Source organism: Lysobacter sp. TAF61, from assembly GCF_052113485.1.
GTDB lineage: Bacteria > Pseudomonadota > Gammaproteobacteria > Xanthomonadales > Xanthomonadaceae > Lysobacter_J.
In genome coordinates, this window is the sequence record NZ_JBFRDH010000006.1 from 1 (window position 1) to 14597 (window position 14597).

12 protein-coding genes, 1 rRNA gene and 1 other RNA gene are annotated in these 14597 nt (G+C 68.1%); 5 read left to right on the top strand and 9 right to left on the bottom strand.

All coding sequences use genetic code 11. The features are described from left to right. A 5S ribosomal RNA gene (gene rrf / locus AB4Y64_RS13735) occupies window positions 1-80 on the top strand; the annotation flags it as partial. Window positions 81-181: 101 nt separating this feature from the next. On the opposite strand, the gene norR is transcribed toward rrf, so the two are convergent. Further along, window positions 182-1915: a nitric oxide reductase transcriptional regulator NorR gene (gene norR, locus AB4Y64_RS13740; RefSeq protein ID WP_441817319.1), complete on the bottom strand. Its 1734-nt coding sequence runs from the start codon at window positions 1913-1915 to the stop codon at window positions 182-184. On the opposite strand from norR, the gene hmpA reads away from it, so the two are divergent. Continuing rightward, complete coding sequence (gene hmpA, locus AB4Y64_RS13745; RefSeq protein WP_441817025.1) at window positions 1887-3065, top strand: NO-inducible flavohemoprotein; 1179 nt, start codon at window positions 1887-1889, stop codon at window positions 3063-3065. The genes norR and hmpA overlap by 29 nt on opposite strands. 62 nt (window positions 3066-3127) lie before the next feature. On the opposite strand, the gene rpiA is transcribed toward hmpA, so the two are convergent. From rpiA to AB4Y64_RS13780, 7 genes are all read right to left on the bottom strand, one after another. Continuing rightward, window positions 3128-3790: a ribose-5-phosphate isomerase RpiA gene (gene rpiA / locus AB4Y64_RS13750; RefSeq protein WP_441817026.1), complete on the bottom strand. Its 663-nt coding sequence runs from the start codon at window positions 3788-3790 to the stop codon at window positions 3128-3130. Between the two features lie 49 nt (window positions 3791-3839). Then, window positions 3840-4310 carry an EVE domain-containing protein gene (locus AB4Y64_RS13755; RefSeq protein ID WP_441817027.1) on the bottom strand — a complete coding sequence of 157 codons (471 nt, stop codon included), beginning with the start codon at window positions 4308-4310 and terminating at the stop codon, window positions 3840-3842. Continuing rightward, window positions 4307-4900, bottom strand: a complete 594-nt coding sequence (locus AB4Y64_RS13760) for a 5-formyltetrahydrofolate cyclo-ligase (RefSeq protein WP_441817028.1) — start codon at window positions 4898-4900, stop codon at window positions 4307-4309. Before AB4Y64_RS13760 ends, AB4Y64_RS13755 begins: the two co-directional genes overlap by 4 nt. Window positions 4901-5001: 101 nt before the next feature. Further along, a non-coding RNA gene (gene ssrS / locus AB4Y64_RS13765) (6S RNA) lies at window positions 5002-5187 on the bottom strand. A 107-nt stretch (window positions 5188-5294) separates the two neighbouring features. Beyond that, complete coding sequence (locus AB4Y64_RS13770) at window positions 5295-5600, bottom strand: cell division protein ZapA (protein ID WP_441817029.1); 306 nt, start codon at window positions 5598-5600, stop codon at window positions 5295-5297. Between the two features lie 67 nt (window positions 5601-5667). Beyond that, a complete protein-coding gene (locus AB4Y64_RS13775; RefSeq protein ID WP_441817030.1) occupies window positions 5668-5889 on the bottom strand; it encodes a TIGR02449 family protein in 222 nt (73 codons plus the stop codon). A gap of 113 nt (window positions 5890-6002) precedes the next feature. Continuing rightward, window positions 6003-10535 carry an EAL domain-containing protein gene (locus AB4Y64_RS13780; protein ID WP_441817031.1) on the bottom strand — a complete coding sequence of 1511 codons (4533 nt, stop codon included), beginning with the start codon at window positions 10533-10535 and terminating at the stop codon, window positions 6003-6005. Window positions 10536-10734: 199 nt separating this feature from the next. Here AB4Y64_RS13780 and AB4Y64_RS13785 point away from each other — a divergent pair, with 199 nt between their 5' ends. The 3 genes from AB4Y64_RS13785 to AB4Y64_RS13795 all read left to right on the top strand — a co-directional run bounded on the left by AB4Y64_RS13785 (window position 10735) and on the right by AB4Y64_RS13795 (window position 14034). Beyond that, entirely contained in the window at window positions 10735-11274 is a 540-nt protein-coding gene (locus AB4Y64_RS13785; RefSeq protein ID WP_441817320.1) for a UPF0149 family protein, read from the top strand. Window positions 11275-11343: 69 nt separating this feature from the next. After that, on the top strand, window positions 11344-12669 hold the full coding sequence (locus tag AB4Y64_RS13790; RefSeq protein ID WP_441817032.1) for an aminopeptidase P N-terminal domain-containing protein: 1326 nt from the start codon (window positions 11344-11346) through the stop codon (window positions 12667-12669). A gap of 66 nt (window positions 12670-12735) precedes the next feature. Continuing rightward, on the top strand, window positions 12736-14034 hold the full coding sequence (locus tag AB4Y64_RS13795; RefSeq protein WP_441817033.1) for a hypothetical protein: 1299 nt from the start codon (window positions 12736-12738) through the stop codon (window positions 14032-14034). A gap of 4 nt (window positions 14035-14038) precedes the next feature. Here AB4Y64_RS13795 and AB4Y64_RS13800 read toward each other — a convergent pair whose 3' ends face one another. Continuing rightward, a complete protein-coding gene (locus tag AB4Y64_RS13800) occupies window positions 14039-14569 on the bottom strand; it encodes a hypothetical protein (RefSeq protein ID WP_441817034.1) in 531 nt (176 codons plus the stop codon). Window positions 14570-14597 lie beyond the last annotated feature (28 nt).

Consider the following 14597-nt stretch of genomic DNA (forward strand, 5'->3'; position numbering starts at 1 on the left):
CTTTCCGAACTCGGAAGTGAAACGCACATGCGCCGATGGTAGTGTGGCCTAAGCCATGCAAGAGTAGGTCATCGCCAGGGGCTTTACCCCTAAAACCCCCAGCCGAAAGGTTGGGGGTTTTTCTTTGTGCGCAAGGAAAGTCGATGCCCACGCAAGTTAATGCCCTCATTAACTTGCGGGATTATCCGGACGCGGCTTTCAGCCCGAGACGGCGGGCCGACCGCGCCAGATTCGCGCGATCCACCCCCAGCGATCGCGCCGCCGCGGCCCAGTTGTTGCCATGGCGATCGAGCGCTTGCTGGATGAGGCGCCTCTCCAGCTTTGCCAGGCTGTCCCGTAGGCTTTCGCCTGGCTGATGTTCTGTCGATTCCGGCTCGGGTTCAGCCGCCGGCCGCGCGCCTGGAAGATCGAGATCGCCGGCCTCCAGGCTCAGGATGCGCGGCCTGGTGGCACGGGCGCTCAGGGCGCGGAGCGAACTGCGCGCGATCAGATGCTCCAGTTCGCGCACGTTGCCGGGCCACGCATACGCCAGCAGCGCGGCCTGCGCGTGGGCGGTCAGGCGCAGGCCGCCCAGGCCGAGACGGCGACGATTCTCTTCGAGGAAATACCCGCTGATCAGCAGGATGTCGTTGCCGCGCTCACGAAGCGGGGGCACCTGCAGCGGGTACACGCTGAGGCGATGGTAGAAATCGGCACGAACGCGGCCGTCGCGTACCTCCTGGGCCAGATCGCGGTTGCTGGCCGCGATGATGCGAACGTCGACGCGGTGTTCGCGATCCGAGCCCACGCGCTGGAGCTGGCCGCTCTGAATCACCCGCAGCAGCTTGGCCTGGACCGGCAACGGCAGTTCGCCGACTTCGTCGAGAAACAGGGTTCCCTGGTCGGCCAGCTCGAACTTGCCGCGACGATCGCTTGTTGCGCCGGAGAATGCGCCGCGGACATGACCGAACAGTTCGCTCTCGACCAGCGACTCCGGCAGCGCCGCGCAGTTGATCGAGATCATCGGCTTGCCGGCGCGCGGTGACGCCGCGTGCAGCGCCTTGGCGACCAGTTCCTTGCCCACGCCGGTTTCGCCCTTGAGCAGGACCGTCAGTTCGCTGTTGCCGACCGCCTGCAGTTCCGACTGCAGGCGCTTGAAAGCAGGGCTTCGTCCCAACAACGGCCGGGCGGCTGCGCCGTCCGCAGCGACACGGTAACTTTCCGCGCGTGACCGCGCGTGCTCGGCATCCTGGGCCAGTTGGCGAATGCGTTCGGCCGCGCTCACCGCAGCAGCGGCCAGGCTGGAGAACGTCCGCAACAGCTGCACATCGGAATCGTTGAAGCGACCCGGATCGAGCGCGTCGATGGTGAGCAATCCCCAGGGCCTGGCTGCCACGGTCAGCGTGCATCCCATGCAGTCGTGCACATGCAGGCGGCTGTCGTGGCCGAGCACGAGTCCGTCATAAGGATCAGGCAGATGGCTGTCGGCAGGAAAGCGCGTTGGGGCGTTGCTGGCCAGCAGTGCGGCCAGGCGCGGATGTTCGGAAACCAGGAACCGGCGGCCCAACGTGTCTTCGCTGAGTCCATCCACGGCCATCGGGACGAGGGTGTCGCCTTCGAGCTTCAGCAGCGCACTGGCGTCGCTGCCAAACAGGGTCCGCACTGCAGCCAGCAGCCGTCCGTAGCGCTCGTGCTCGGGCAGGTCGCGCGAGAGGTCGTCGACCACGGGAAGAACGGTCTCGAGCAGGTCCGGTGCAGTCAGATCGACACTCATCGGAGTCGATTCTACCGCCGGCGGCCGTGGTCGATTGGACCACCGACCGAACCATCTTGTTGATCTAGTTGGCTCAATTACCTGGCACGGGACTTGAGTAGACAGGGAGTACCCCACAACGAGAGACGGCTGCATGCTGACCACCGAACATCGCCAGATCATCAAGTCCACGGTCCCGCTGCTGGAGAGCGGTGGCGAGGCGCTGACCCGGCACTTCTACGCGATCCTGCTGGGCGAGAACCCACAGTTGCGTCCCTACTTCAACCAGGCCAACCAGCACAGCGGCGAGCAGCCGCGGGCGTTGGCCAACGGCGTGCTGATGTATGCCCGCCGCATCGACCAGCTCGATCAACTCGCCGAGCTCGTTACGCTGATCGGCAACAAGCACGTCTCCCTGCAGATCCAGCCGGAGCACTATCCGATCGTCGGCGCCTGCCTGCTGCGCGCGATTGGCGAGGTGCTCGGGCCGGACATCGCCACCGATGCGGTGATCGAAGCCTGGGCGGCGGCGTACCAGCAACTGGCCGGGATCCTGATGGACACCGAGGCCAACCTGTACCAGGTGGCTGCGGATCGGCCGGGTGGCTGGCGCGGCGCACGCAGGTTCACCGTGATCGACAAGGTCATCGAAAGCGACGAGATCACTTCGTTCTACTTTGCGCCGAGCGATGGCGCACCCATCATGGCGCACGCATCGGGGCAGTTCATCGGTCTGCGCCTGGAGGTGGACGGTGTCGATCAGCGCCGCAACTATTCGTTGTCCGCGGCAGCCAACGACAATCACTATCGGATCAGCGTGAAGCGCGTCGCGGGCGGTGCGGTTTCAGGTCATCTGCACGCGCATGTGCAGGTGGGCGACGAGGTCGAGCTGTTCCCACCTTCCGGGCATTTCGCGCTCAAGCCTGCCGAACGGCCGCTGGTGTTGATCAGTGGCGGCGTCGGCATCACGCCGACGCTGGCCATGCTGCAATCGGCGCTGCCGAGCGGACGCCCGATCCATTTCATCCATGCCGCGCGAAATGCCGGCGTGCATGCATTCCGCGAGTGGATCGACACGGCGGCACGCGAGCATCCGCACCTCCAGCGCTTCTACTGCTATGAGGACGAGGCCAATGCCGAAATGGCCGATGCCGTCGGTTACATCGACCGCTCATTGCTTGAGCAGTGGATGCCGCAGACGCGCGATGTGGATGTGTACTTCCTCGGACCCAAACCCTTCATGCGCGCGGTCAAGCGGCATCTGCGATCGATGGGCGTTCCCGAGCCGCAGTGCCACTACGAGTTCTTCGGTCCGGCCTCCGCGCTGGGCTGATCGGCGAACAGACCTTGCAGCGTCCGGGTGCTTCAGCCCGGACGCCATGCCTGCAGGTCAGATCAAAGCAGCGTCGGCGGTTCGCCGCCGATGATCACGACGTCGGCGGGGCGGCGGGCGAACAGGCCAACGCTGACCACGCCCGGGATCTGGTTGATCGCCTGCTCCAGCGCCACCGGATCAACGATCGCCAGGCCGTGGATGTCGAGGATGACGTTGCCGTTGTCGGTGACCACGCCGTTGCCAGCGGCGTCCTGGCGCCACACCGGCTGGCCGCGGGTCATCGCCAGGATCTCGCGGGCGACCAGGCTGCGGGCCATCGGAATCACTTCGACCGGCAACGGGAACTTGCCGAGCACGTCGACGCGCTTGCTCGGATCGACGATGCAGACGAACTTCTGGCTGGCCTCGGCGATGATCTTCTCGCGCGTCAGCGCGGCGCCGCCGCCCTTGATCAGGCGCTTGTGCGGATCGCACTCGTCGGCGCCGTCGACGTAGAGCGACAGCGGGCCGGTGGAATTGAGGTCGAGCACTTCGATGCCGTGTGCGCGCAGGCGCTGCGTGCTCTGTTCCGAGCTGGAAACCGCACCCTTGATGCGATCCTGGATGCGCGCCAGGGCGTCGATGAAGTAGGCCACCGTGGATCCGGTGCCGACGCCGACGATCATGCCGTCCTCGACGTACTCGATGGCTTTTTCGCCGGCCAGGCGCTTGGCTTCGCTCATGGTTTCAACTCGTGGGGGCAGGAATTCTTTGCAGCGAGCGACAACGGGTTCACTCCAGCGACAGCAGGTACTTCCACTGCGCCGCCTGGACCGGGAACACCGACAGCCGGTTGCCCTTGCGGATCAGCGCGAAGTCCTCGCCGAGTTTGGCGGCGTGCTGCTTGATCTCGTCCAGGGAGATGGTCCGCTTCAACTTGCGATCGAAGGCGACATCGACCAGGAACCAGCGCGGCTCCTCGCGCGTGCTCTTGGGATCGTGGTAATCGGACTTCGGATCGAACTGGGTTTCGTCGGGATAGGCCTTGCTCGCCACGGTGGCGGTGCCGACGATCCCGGGAACCTCGGTATTGGAGTGGTAGAACAACACGCCGTCACCGATCTGCATGCCGTCGCGCATGAAGTTGCGCGCCTGGTAGTTGCGAACGCCGTTCCAGGGTTCGGTGCCGACGCGCTTGAGATCGTCGATCGAGAAAGCATCCGGTTCGGACTTCATCAGCCAGTAGCGGCGTCGTGCGGTCATGCGGTGGCCCTGCTGCTGCAATTGATCGTCGTCGTCCCGGTGCAGACCGCGTCGAGGGCGACGTCCCAGTCGGCGCGGTCGAGCGTGTCGACGCGCTGGCTGTCGAAGGCCGCTCCCACCAGCCAGGGCGGAGCCGGCTGCTGGTGGCGGAATGCGAAGCTGCGATCGTACCAGCCGCCCCCCATGCCGAGCCGGTGGCCACGCTCGTCGAAGCCCACCAGGGGCGCCACCACCAGGCTCATCTGCTCGGGTTCGAGCAGCGAGGTCGGCGCGACGTCGGGTTCCGGGATGCCGTGACGATTGCTGACCAGCGGGTCGCCCGGACGCCAGGGGGCGAAGCGCAGGCGACCGTCCTCGTGCAGCACCGGCAGGCAGTACACGCATTCGCGCGGCAGCCGCAATTGCCAGACATGCAGGGCGATTTCGCCGTCGGTGGCCCAGTAACCGCTGACGTAGCCCGATTCCGGCGCGAACGGCAGCGCCAGCAGCTGGGCGGCCAGCCGCTCGGCGGCGGCGATGCGGTCTGCGGCGCCCAGGGCGCGGCGGCGATCGCGGAGTTCGCGGCGCAGCGCCGCGCGGTCAGCCGTCATGCGGCGCTCGTCCTTTGCTGTGAAAAAAGATCGGGCGCGAAGTCGCGCCCGGTCCTGGGGTACCGCGCGGGCCGATGCCAGGATCGACGCCGCTGAATGAGTAGTCCTCCGCCGATGGCGATGCCTGCGAAACGACCTTGAACCCGGGGTTCAAGTGGGAACGCTTGGCTGCCTTCGGGCTTCCCGCTACGAGGCGGACCTGCACTCCGGGCCTCCGTCGCGCCCCCGGTGTCGTCATAAGGGACAAGGCGAATGTTTGCGCACGCTGTCGCGCACAGCAGAGGACAGAACGAAGTATAGCGCGCAGCCTGTGAAGTAAGTGCCCGCTCGTCGGTATGGACGTGGAACGGTTCAGTGCAGCCGTGTGCCGGATGCCTTGCGCGCGACGCTGGATTCAGCGGGCGGGCAGGTCGAACAGGTCGTCGAGGCGACGATGCAGATCGGTCAGCGTGCGCGAGAACTCGCGGTCGCGGCTGGCATGTTCGGTGCGCAGTTGTTGCAGGTCGTGGGCGAGATTGAGCGCGGCCAGCACTGCGACGCGGTCGAGCGCGGCCATGCGGTTGTTGCCGCGGATCTCGCGCATCTTGGTGTCGAGCAGCTTCGCCGCCGACAGCAGGCTGTCGCGCTCGTCGGGCTCGCAACCCACGGTGTACTCGCGATCGAGCAGCCGGATGCTGACCGGTTCGCTGGCGCTGCTCATCGGGCCGGGCCCTGCGATGCAGATGCCGTCGATCCGGTGCCCGCCCCGATGCGCATCAGATCACCACTCACGTGTGCTGCTCCAGTGACTTCAATCGCGCGATCATCGCCTCTACGCGGGCGCGCGCCTGTTCGTTCTTTGCCAGCAATGCCGAGCGTTCGCCGGCCAGCTGTTCCTGTTGCTGGCGCAGGCTGCGGTTCTCCTCGCCCAGCCGGCGCGAGCGCTCGGCAAGCTGCTCGACCCGGTCGGCCAGCGACTTGAGTTGGGCGAGAAGTTCGGCTTGGTCCATGCCGCGCACGATAGCAGGGCCGGGGGACCGGTCAAGGGCGGCCGCGGCCCGGGTTCATGCCGGAGTGCTCACTCCGGCCGGTGCGGCCCCCGTGCCCGCCGTGTCCGCCGCGGTCAGCCGGGCGAACTGACGGTGCCCACGGTGCCGCCGGCGCCATTGCCGCTCGGTACCGACTGCGGTGTCCAGGCGCGGATGAAGGCCAGGCAGTCGGCCGCTTCGAGCGGACGCGCCAGCCAATAGCCCTGGATCTCGTCGCAACCGCGACCACGCAGGAACTGCATCTGCGCTTCGGTCTCCACGCCTTCTGCGATCACGGTCAGGCCGAGCGAATGCGCCATGGCGATGACCGTGGTGGTGATCGCCTCGTCGTCGGCGTCGCGGGTGAGGTCGCCAATGAATTCCTTGTCGATCTTGAGCGTGTTGATCGGCAGGCGTTTGAGGTAGGCCAGCGACGAATAGCCGGTGCCGAAGTCGTCGATCGCAAGGCCGACGCCGAGCGCGCGCAGTGCATCGAGCGTCGCCGAGGTCTGCCCGGCGTTGGCCATGATCACGCTTTCGGTCAGCTCCAGTTGCAGCATTTCCGGTGGCACGCCGCTTTCGACCAGCGCGCGTGCGACCTGCTTGGGCAGGTTGCCGCGCAACAGCTGCAGCGACGACACGTTGACCGCCATGCTCAGCTGGTCCAGGCCGTTGTGGCGCCAGCGCTTGAGCACGCCACAGGCCTCGCGCAGCGCCCATTCGCCGATGTCCAGGATCAGGCCGCTTTCTTCGGCGAGCGGGATGAACTGCGCCGGCGAGATGTCGCCCAGTTCGAAGCTGCGCCAGCGCAGCAGCGCCTCCACGCCGGTGATGCGCGACTGGTCCAGCGACAGCTTGGGCTGGAACACCAGGCGCAGCTCGTTACGGTCGAGCACGCCGCGCAGCGCTGCCGAAATCGTGGCGCGGCCGCGGATTTCCACGTCCATCGCCTCGGTGTAGCGCATGAAGGTGCGGCGACCTGCGGCCTTGGCCTGGTACATCGCGGTGTCGGCGTGCTTGAGCAGGTCGGTCGGCACCAGTGCATGGTCGGGGTACAGGCTGATGCCGATCGACGGCGAGATGACCACGTCGTGGCGCTGGTCGATGTCCAGCGGCGTCTCGAAGGCGACCAGCACGTCGCGCGCGACCTGCTCGGCCTGCTCGACGTGCTCGAGGTTCTCCAGCAGCACAGTGAACTCGTCGCCGCCGAGGCGGGCAACGGTGTGCTGCGGTCCGACCGCCTGCTGCAGGCGGATCGCGGCGGCGCGCAGGATGCGATCGCCGGCGGCATGGCCCAGCGAATCGTTGATGTCCTTGAAGCGGTCCAGGTCGAGGAACAGCATCGCGATGCGGCTGCCGTGGCGGCGCGCACGCACGATCGCCCGCGACAGCCGCTCCGACAACAGCGCGCGGTTGGGCAGGCTGGTCAGCGTGTCGTAGTTGGCCAGGTAGCGCAGTTCCTGCTCGGCGCGCTTCTGGTCGGTGATGTCGCCCAGCACGGCAACGTAGTGGCCGTGCTGGCCGCTGGAGTCGAGCACTTCACTGCCCTGGAACCAGCACAGGAACTCGTCGCCGTTCTTGCGTTGCTGCCAGATCTCGCCGGACCAGCGACCATTGCGGCGCAGTTCGCTGCGCACGTGCTGGTAGAACGCCGGATCGTGCTGGTCGCTGTCGAGCAGGCGGGTCGGGCGCCCGATCACTTCCGAGTCGGCATAGCCGGTCATGCGGGTGAAGGCGGGGTTGACCGAGACGAACTGGAACTCGCGATCGAACACCGCGACCGCCTCGATCATGCTGTTGAGCACCTGCCCGGCGATGAGGCGATCGCGCTCGGCGCTGCGGTTGGCGGTGATGTCGCGGGCAGTGCCGGCCACGCGCAGGGCGCGACCGTTGGCGCCACGCTCGACGACGCGGCCGCGGGCGCGCATCCATACCCATTTGTTGTCCTCGCGCACGCGATGCTCGGACAGGAACAGGGCGGCATCACCGCGCAGGTGGCGCTTGAGTTGTTCGACGGCGTGCGGCTGGTCTTCCGGATGGATCTGCAGGTTGGCGTCGACCAGGGTCTGCACGCCCAGTTCCGGCGTCAGTCCGGCCTGGTCGTCGGCGCGGGTGCGGCGCAGCACGCGGCTGTCGAGGTCGTAATCCCAGAACTGCTCGCCGGAGGCCCACAACGCCAGTTTCAGTCGTTCGTCGCGTTCGCGGATCTGGGCGAAATAACCGCGCTCGCGCCGGCGGTCGCGGTGGCGTCGCCATGCCAGTACCAGCGCCAGCGCCAGTGCGGCGAGCACGGCGCCGGCAATGACCAGCGGATGACGCCACAGCGGCGGCGCGATATGGACCGGGATTTCAAGGGTCTGCTCGTTCCAGACACCGTCGCGGTTGGTGGCCTGGGCGAGGAAACGGTAGTTGCCCGCCGGCAGGCGCGTATAGGTGATGTCGTGCTGGTCGCCGTTGTCGACCCAGTCCTTGTCGAAACCGTCCATGCGGTAGCGGTAGCGGATGCCGGCCGCAGGTGCGAAGTCGAGCGAACCGATGCGCAGGCGCAGCAGGCCGGCGGCATCGGGCAGGTCGAGCCGGGTCGGCTGCCACAGGGCGCGCGGCTCGGTGGTGGCCTCGCTGCCGACCCACGCGCCGAGCAGGCGCAACGGTGCGGTGTAGTGCGAGTCGACGATGCGGGTGGGGTCGAACACGTTGAGGCCGCGCACGCCGCCGAAGACGATGCGGCCGTCGCTGAGCTGCGCCGCCGAGCCACCATGGAACTCGAGGTCCTGCAGGCCGTCGGCGAGGCCGTAACTGCGCGTGCGCTCGCTGGCGATCTCGAAGCTGATGATGCCGGCCTGGGTGCTCAGCCACAGCCTGCCGGCCGGCCCTTCGGCGATCGCGAACACCACCGGCACCATCGAGCTGTTGAGCGTGCCGGTCAGCGGCTGGACGAAGCTGATGCCGCCATTGGCGGCTTCGGCCACGCGGCTGAGGCCGGCATGCGTGCCGACCCAGAGCGTGCCATCGCGGGCCAGGTGCAGGGCGCGCACGCGGTTGCCGGGCAGGCTCGACTCATCCTGGCCGACGTGGCGGAAATGGCGCATGCGGCCATTGGCCGGATCGAGCACGTCGAGGCCGTCGCCGGTGCCGATCCAGACGTGGCCGTGGCGGTCTTCGGCAATGGCGTGCACCACCGGGTAGCTGACGCTGTCGGGGTCGTTTTCCCGGTACGGGTAATGCGTGAGCGCGCCGCTGGCGGGCGTGTAGTGGTACGCGCCGTTGCCGTGGCTGCCGATCCACAACGAGTTGTCGCGCGCGACCGCCAGTGAGCGCAGCGGTTGCCGCTCCAGGCCGGGGATCGCCATGTAGCGCGCCTGCCGCCGCTTCGGGTCGAGCCGGTACAGGCCGACATCGGTGGCCACCCACAGGTCGCCCGCATCTGCCGGTGCAAACCCGGTCACGCGCGGCGGCTTGGCCTGGTCCTGGTCGGAGATCAACGCGGTGAGATCGTCGAAGCGATCTTCCTGGGGCGCGTAGCGCAACAGGCGTGAGTTGTCGGTGCCGAGCCAGAGCGCGCCGTCCTCGCCCTGCGTGACCGAACGGATGCTGTCGGCCGCCGCCGGGCTGCGCGTGCGCGGCTGCTCCAGGTTGAACACGTAGCTGAAACGCGTGCCACGGGGATCAGCGACCGCGACGCCGCGGAACTGGCCGCCGACCCAGAGCATGCCGCCGCGGTCGACCATCATCGCGTTGACCGCGTCATCGGGGAGGCTGGCCTCTATGCCCGGCTCCTCGTGCACCTGCACGTCCTTGCCGCTGGCCGGATCGAAGCGGCGCAGGCCGTAGCCGTAGACCGACAGCCACAACTGGTGGTCGGGCGCCTGCACGATCGCGCGGACCGCGGTCGCGTTGGCATCCTGCGGCGGCCCCTGCGGCCATGCACGCACCAGGTCGCGGCCGTTGCTGTGCAGGCGGAACAGGCCATCGTTGCGACCCAGCCAGAGCTGCCCGGCCTTGTCCTGCTGCAGCGACAGCACCGCCACTTCCGGTCCGACGCGCTGCACCGTCCCGGCCGGATCGATCCGGTACAGGCCCAGCGGGCCGCCGTACCAGGCCATGCCGTCGCGGGTCGCCAGCAGGGTCTGCCGGGCCGGGCTGCCCGCCGGCTGCGATTGCAGCGACAGCACGGTCCGGCGCGCGCCGCTGACCGGGTCCAGGCGCTCCAGGCCCGCAGCCGTGCCGACCCACAGCTGGCCGCGCCACGGCAGGACCGCGATGACCTGGCGATGAGGGTGGCTGGGGGCCGAGGCGGCGTAGCGGCGGATCTTGCCGTTGCCCAGGTCGAGCCGGCTCAGGTACTCCGAATACGTTCCGACCCACAGGGCGCGATCGCCTTCCAGCGCCAGCGAGGTGATGTTGCTGTCGGGCAGGCTGTCGGGGTCGCGAGGGTTGTGCCGATACGGCAGATAGCGCTGGCCGTCGTAACGATGCAGTCCGCCCTGGGTGGCCACCCAGACGAAGCCCTGGGGGTCCTGCACCATCGCCGTGACGGTGTTCTGGGTCAGGCCGCGTTCGCCGCCCAGCCGCGAGAAGTAGAAATCGCGGGTCGCCGCCGCGACCGGCGCGGTCGCGGTCGTCAGCACCAGCGCCAGCACGGGACCGGCAAGCCGGCCTAGCCACACGAGCCGAATGGGGAAGCTGGAGGCTGGGGAGGGCGGACGCACGGACACCCGGGGTTTGAGTATTGCAGCGCGCAGTGTAGGCAAGCGTTTGCTCCGGCAACAAGACGCGGCTGCGTTGCTACACTGCCGTGACTCCCCCGAGCCTTGTCCCGTGTCCGAAATTGAACTGCCCGATCTGACCGCCATCGAGGCCGAGAGCCGCCAGCTGGCCCTTGCTGCTTCGCCCTTTGAGCTCCATGGCGGCCTCTGCGGCTGGCTCGCCGGCGGCGGCGCCGCGGTGCGCGAATGGCCCGCCCGGGTGCTGGCCGACGAAGCCCTGCCGGCGCCTGCCGAAGGCGGCGCGCTCGACGAACTGCGCAAAGCAAGCGCCGCCCAGCTCGCCGACCGCAGCTTCGACTTCGCCTTGTTGCTGCCTGCCGCCGACACCTCGCTGGCCGAGCGCAGCGGTGCGCTGTTCGAATGGTGCCGCGGTTTCCTCGGTGGTTTCGGCCTGGCCGGTGGCGGCAAGACCAAGCTGTCGGAAGAAGGCCAGGAAGCACTGGCCGACCTGGGCAAGCTCGCTGCCGCGCAGCCGCAAAGCGACGGCGACGAGGAAGACGAGATCGCGCTGGTCGAGATCGAAGAGTTCGTTCGCGTCGCGGTATTGCTGCTGCACGGTGACTGCGTGCTGGCGGCGCAGCACAGGCAGCGCCTGAACTGATCGATCGGTCCATCGGCCCGGGGCGAATGCCCCGCGCGGGTGGGAGCAGGGCCCAGTCAACGGAACTCCATGCCCAAGCCCATCACCATCCCCGCCAAGGCCTACGCCCGCCGCCGCAAGCAGCTCATGCGCATGGCCGGCGACGACGCCATCCTGGTCCTGCCGGCCGCGCTCGAACGCATCCGCAGCCGCGACACCCACTATCCGTACCGGCAGGATTCCGACCTGCTCTACCTGACCGGCTTTCCGGAACCCGAGGCGGTGCTGGTGCTGGTGCCCGGCCGCAAGCACGGCGAAGTGCTGCTGTTCTGTCGCGAGCGCGATCCCGAGCGCGAAGGCTGGGATGGCCCGCGCTTCGGCCCGGAAGGTGCGGTCGAGGCGTTCGGCCTGGACGACGCCTATCCGATCACCGACCTCGACGACATCCTGCCGGGCCTGCTCGAAGGTCGCTCGCGGGTGTACTACCACTTCGGCCGCGACCAGGAATTCGACCTCAAGCTGATCGGCTGGCTCAACCGCGTGCGCGCGATGGTGCGCCAGGGCGCGCAGCCGCCGCACGAATTCCTCGAGCTGGGCCATCTGCTCGACGAGCTGCGCCTGTTCAAGGATCGCGACGAGATCCGCATCATGCAGCGCGCTGCCGACATCAGCGTGCTCGCGCATGAAGCGGCGATGCGCGCCGCGCGTGCCGGCATGCACGAGTACGAGCTGCAGGCTGAAGTCGAACGCGTGTTCCGCCAGCACGACGCCGAACCGGCCTACAGCAGCATCGTCGGCGCCGGCAGCAACGCCTGCGTGCTGCATTACCGCGCCAACAACGCGGCGGTGAAGGACGGCGACCTGGTGCTGATCGATGCGGGCGCCGAATACCGTGGCTATGCCTCCGACATCACCCGCACGTTCCCGGTCAGCGGCCGCTTCAGCAAGGAGCAGCGCGCACTGCACGACCTGGTCGGTGCAGCGCAGGCGGCATCGCTGGCGCAGGCGCGCGCCGGCATCCCGTACGAGGCAGGGCACGTGGCGGCAGTGGAAACGTTGACCGAAGGGCTGCTCAGGCTCGGCCTGCTCAAGGGCAGGCTCGAGAAGAATCTGGCCGATGCCAGCTACCGCCGCTTCTATCGCCACAAGACCGGCCATTGGCTCGGCCTGGACGTGCACGACGTCGGCGAATACCGCATCGACGGCGAATCGCGCCTGCTCGAACCCGGCATGGTGTTCACCATCGAGCCCGGCCTCTATGTGGCGCCCGATGACACCAGCGTCGACGCGAAGTGGCGCGGCATCGGCATCCGCACCGAAGACGACGTGCTGGTGACGCAGGATGGCTGCGAGGTCCTGACCGACAAGCTGGCGCGCAGCGCCGACGAGATCGAGGCGTTGATGGCGCGGGCGTGAGTGCGGCGAGGCAGTCGAACGGACCGCGCTGATCATCCCTTCACCGTGCGGCCGTAGGCTGCGACGGTGCCCATTGCGAAAACTTCATCGACGATCCGTCCGCCGCGCCCGGCCAGGGCCATCGTCGGGCTCGGCATCGCCCTCGTCCTGCTCGCCAGCGCTGGCGCAGTGCCGGCACGCCAAGCCGACTGCAGGCAGCGCCTGCTGGAGCAGCTGGGCTGGCGGTTCGTGCCGTCTGCCGGTGCGGCTGTAGAGATCGCTGCCGGCTCGCCCTGCGACCGGGCCAGCCTGGCCGAGGCGACGGCCGCGGGCGATCTGGTCGTACGCGTGCCCGAAAGATTCGACGCAGCGGCGATGGAACGCCTGGGCGACGAACTGCTGCACCATCCGGCCACGAGTTGCGCCTATGGCTTCGCGCTGGGAGCCGCAACCCGGCGTGCGGTCGACCGGCTGGTCGCCAACCCCGGCTTCCGCTTCACATCGGTGCAGACCGGCTGGATCGGCTTCGGCGCGGGCGGCGCGGCACACGACGGCTGGAAGCCCATCGCCACCTTCGGCCGCGGCTATCAACCCAGCGGCAGCAACTCGCGCGCGATCGAGGCGTTCTACAGCGGGCACGTTCGCGGCGAATGCGGACTGGGCCGGCAGGTCGCGCAATACGCAACCCAGGCCGAGCTCTACGGCAACGAAGGATTCGACAACGCGTTCGACGCCGACGAGATCGTGATCGGCACCTTCAACCGGCTGCGCTCGACGCGCAGCATCCTGCTGGGTTCGTCGGCCGGCGAGTTCACCCGTGACGGCCGGGCCGAGGCGGCATCACGGCAGGGCCGGCAGGCCTTCATGGGGCTGCCGGGTTTCATCTTCCACGTGTTCGCGCGCAGCAAGCTCGACGACCTCAACAACCAGGCCGAGAATTTCGTTGTCTACGACGTCAGTGCGCAGGCGGCCGCGGCGTTGCGCGAGCACGAGGGCTTCGAGTTCTACAACGAACGCAATCAACAGATGTGGTCGCTCGCGCGCACGATCCAGGCTCGCAAGCCGCGGCGGTACTTCGAGCGGCTGTTGTACGAGAAGGATCCGGCTCTGCGCGCACAACAGTCGGCGGCGACACTGGCGACCCTGGCGCGCATCGACGCGCTGCTGGACGATCCGTTCTATCGCGGCTTCGAGGTCTACGTGCACCGGCAGGGCGTGAAGCCGGTCGGGTTCCACATCGCACGCCTGCTCGATCGAAACCCGCGCACGCCGTTCCGTATCGAGCTGGCGCTGCACAACGTGCACAACGCGTTGTACGAGCGCCATGTCGCGTACCGGCTTCGCACCTGCGCCGCGCAATCGACCAGGGCACCGCAGCTGCGCTGAGCGCTCAGGGCGCTGGGCCGGTGGTCGTTTCGATGATGGTCCGCAACGACGCGGTGGGCGCACCGGCCTCGTCGACGATGTTGCGCGCGCACGCCGGCACGCGCGCCTGGCCGCACAGGCCGACGTAGTTGTTCCAGTAGACATCGAGGTCGCGATCGGCCGGGCGCACGGTCACCACCACCGAATAGACCGTGCGACGACCGATGCCGTTGTCGGGATCGAGAGTGGCGACCTTCAGGCGGATGCGTGCGTCCTTGCTGTCCTCGACCAGGGCCAGATCGAGCGACTGGCGCAGCTGTTCGCGGATCGCTTCGACGAACAGGCGGCCGACCTTGTCCTGGGCCGAGGCCGACACCTGGACGGTGATCGCCACGTCCTGGGGGACGTCGACCGGCGGCGCTTCGGGAGGCGCAGGTGTCGCGGACTGGGCCGCCCCGGGCTTCGTCTCCTGTGCCAGCCCCCGCGCAGGCGCGGCTGCGCCCGCCGTGGCCAGCACCAGTCCGAACACCAGCCCGAGCACCATCGTTTGCCGCATGACTCCTCCCGCCGCAGGCCCATGGTCA

What these genes read in the sequence shown, in the direction of transcription:
- hmpA (WP_441817025.1), top strand. Translation starts at nt 1,887, where the DNA reads ATGCTGACCACCGAACATCGCCAGATCATCAAGTCCACGGTCCCGCTG.
- norR (WP_441817319.1), bottom strand. Translation starts at nt 1,915, where the DNA reads ATGATCTGGCGATGTTCGGTGGTCAGCATGCAGCCGTCTCTCGTTGTG.
- rpiA (WP_441817026.1), bottom strand. Translation starts at nt 3,790, where the DNA reads ATGAGCGAAGCCAAGCGCCTGGCCGGCGAAAAAGCCATCGAGTACGTC.
- AB4Y64_RS13755 (WP_441817027.1), bottom strand. Translation starts at nt 4,310, where the DNA reads ATGACCGCACGACGCCGCTACTGGCTGATGAAGTCCGAACCGGATGCT.
- AB4Y64_RS13760 (WP_441817028.1), bottom strand. Translation starts at nt 4,900, where the DNA reads ATGACGGCTGACCGCGCGGCGCTGCGCCGCGAACTCCGCGATCGCCGC.
- AB4Y64_RS13770 (WP_441817029.1), bottom strand. Translation starts at nt 5,600, where the DNA reads ATGAGCAGCGCCAGCGAACCGGTCAGCATCCGGCTGCTCGATCGCGAG.
- AB4Y64_RS13775 (WP_441817030.1), bottom strand. Translation starts at nt 5,889, where the DNA reads ATGGACCAAGCCGAACTTCTCGCCCAACTCAAGTCGCTGGCCGACCGG.
- AB4Y64_RS13790 (WP_441817032.1), top strand. Translation starts at nt 11,344, where the DNA reads ATGCCCAAGCCCATCACCATCCCCGCCAAGGCCTACGCCCGCCGCCGC.
- AB4Y64_RS13800 (WP_441817034.1), bottom strand. Translation starts at nt 14,569, where the DNA reads ATGCGGCAAACGATGGTGCTCGGGCTGGTGTTCGGACTGGTGCTGGCC.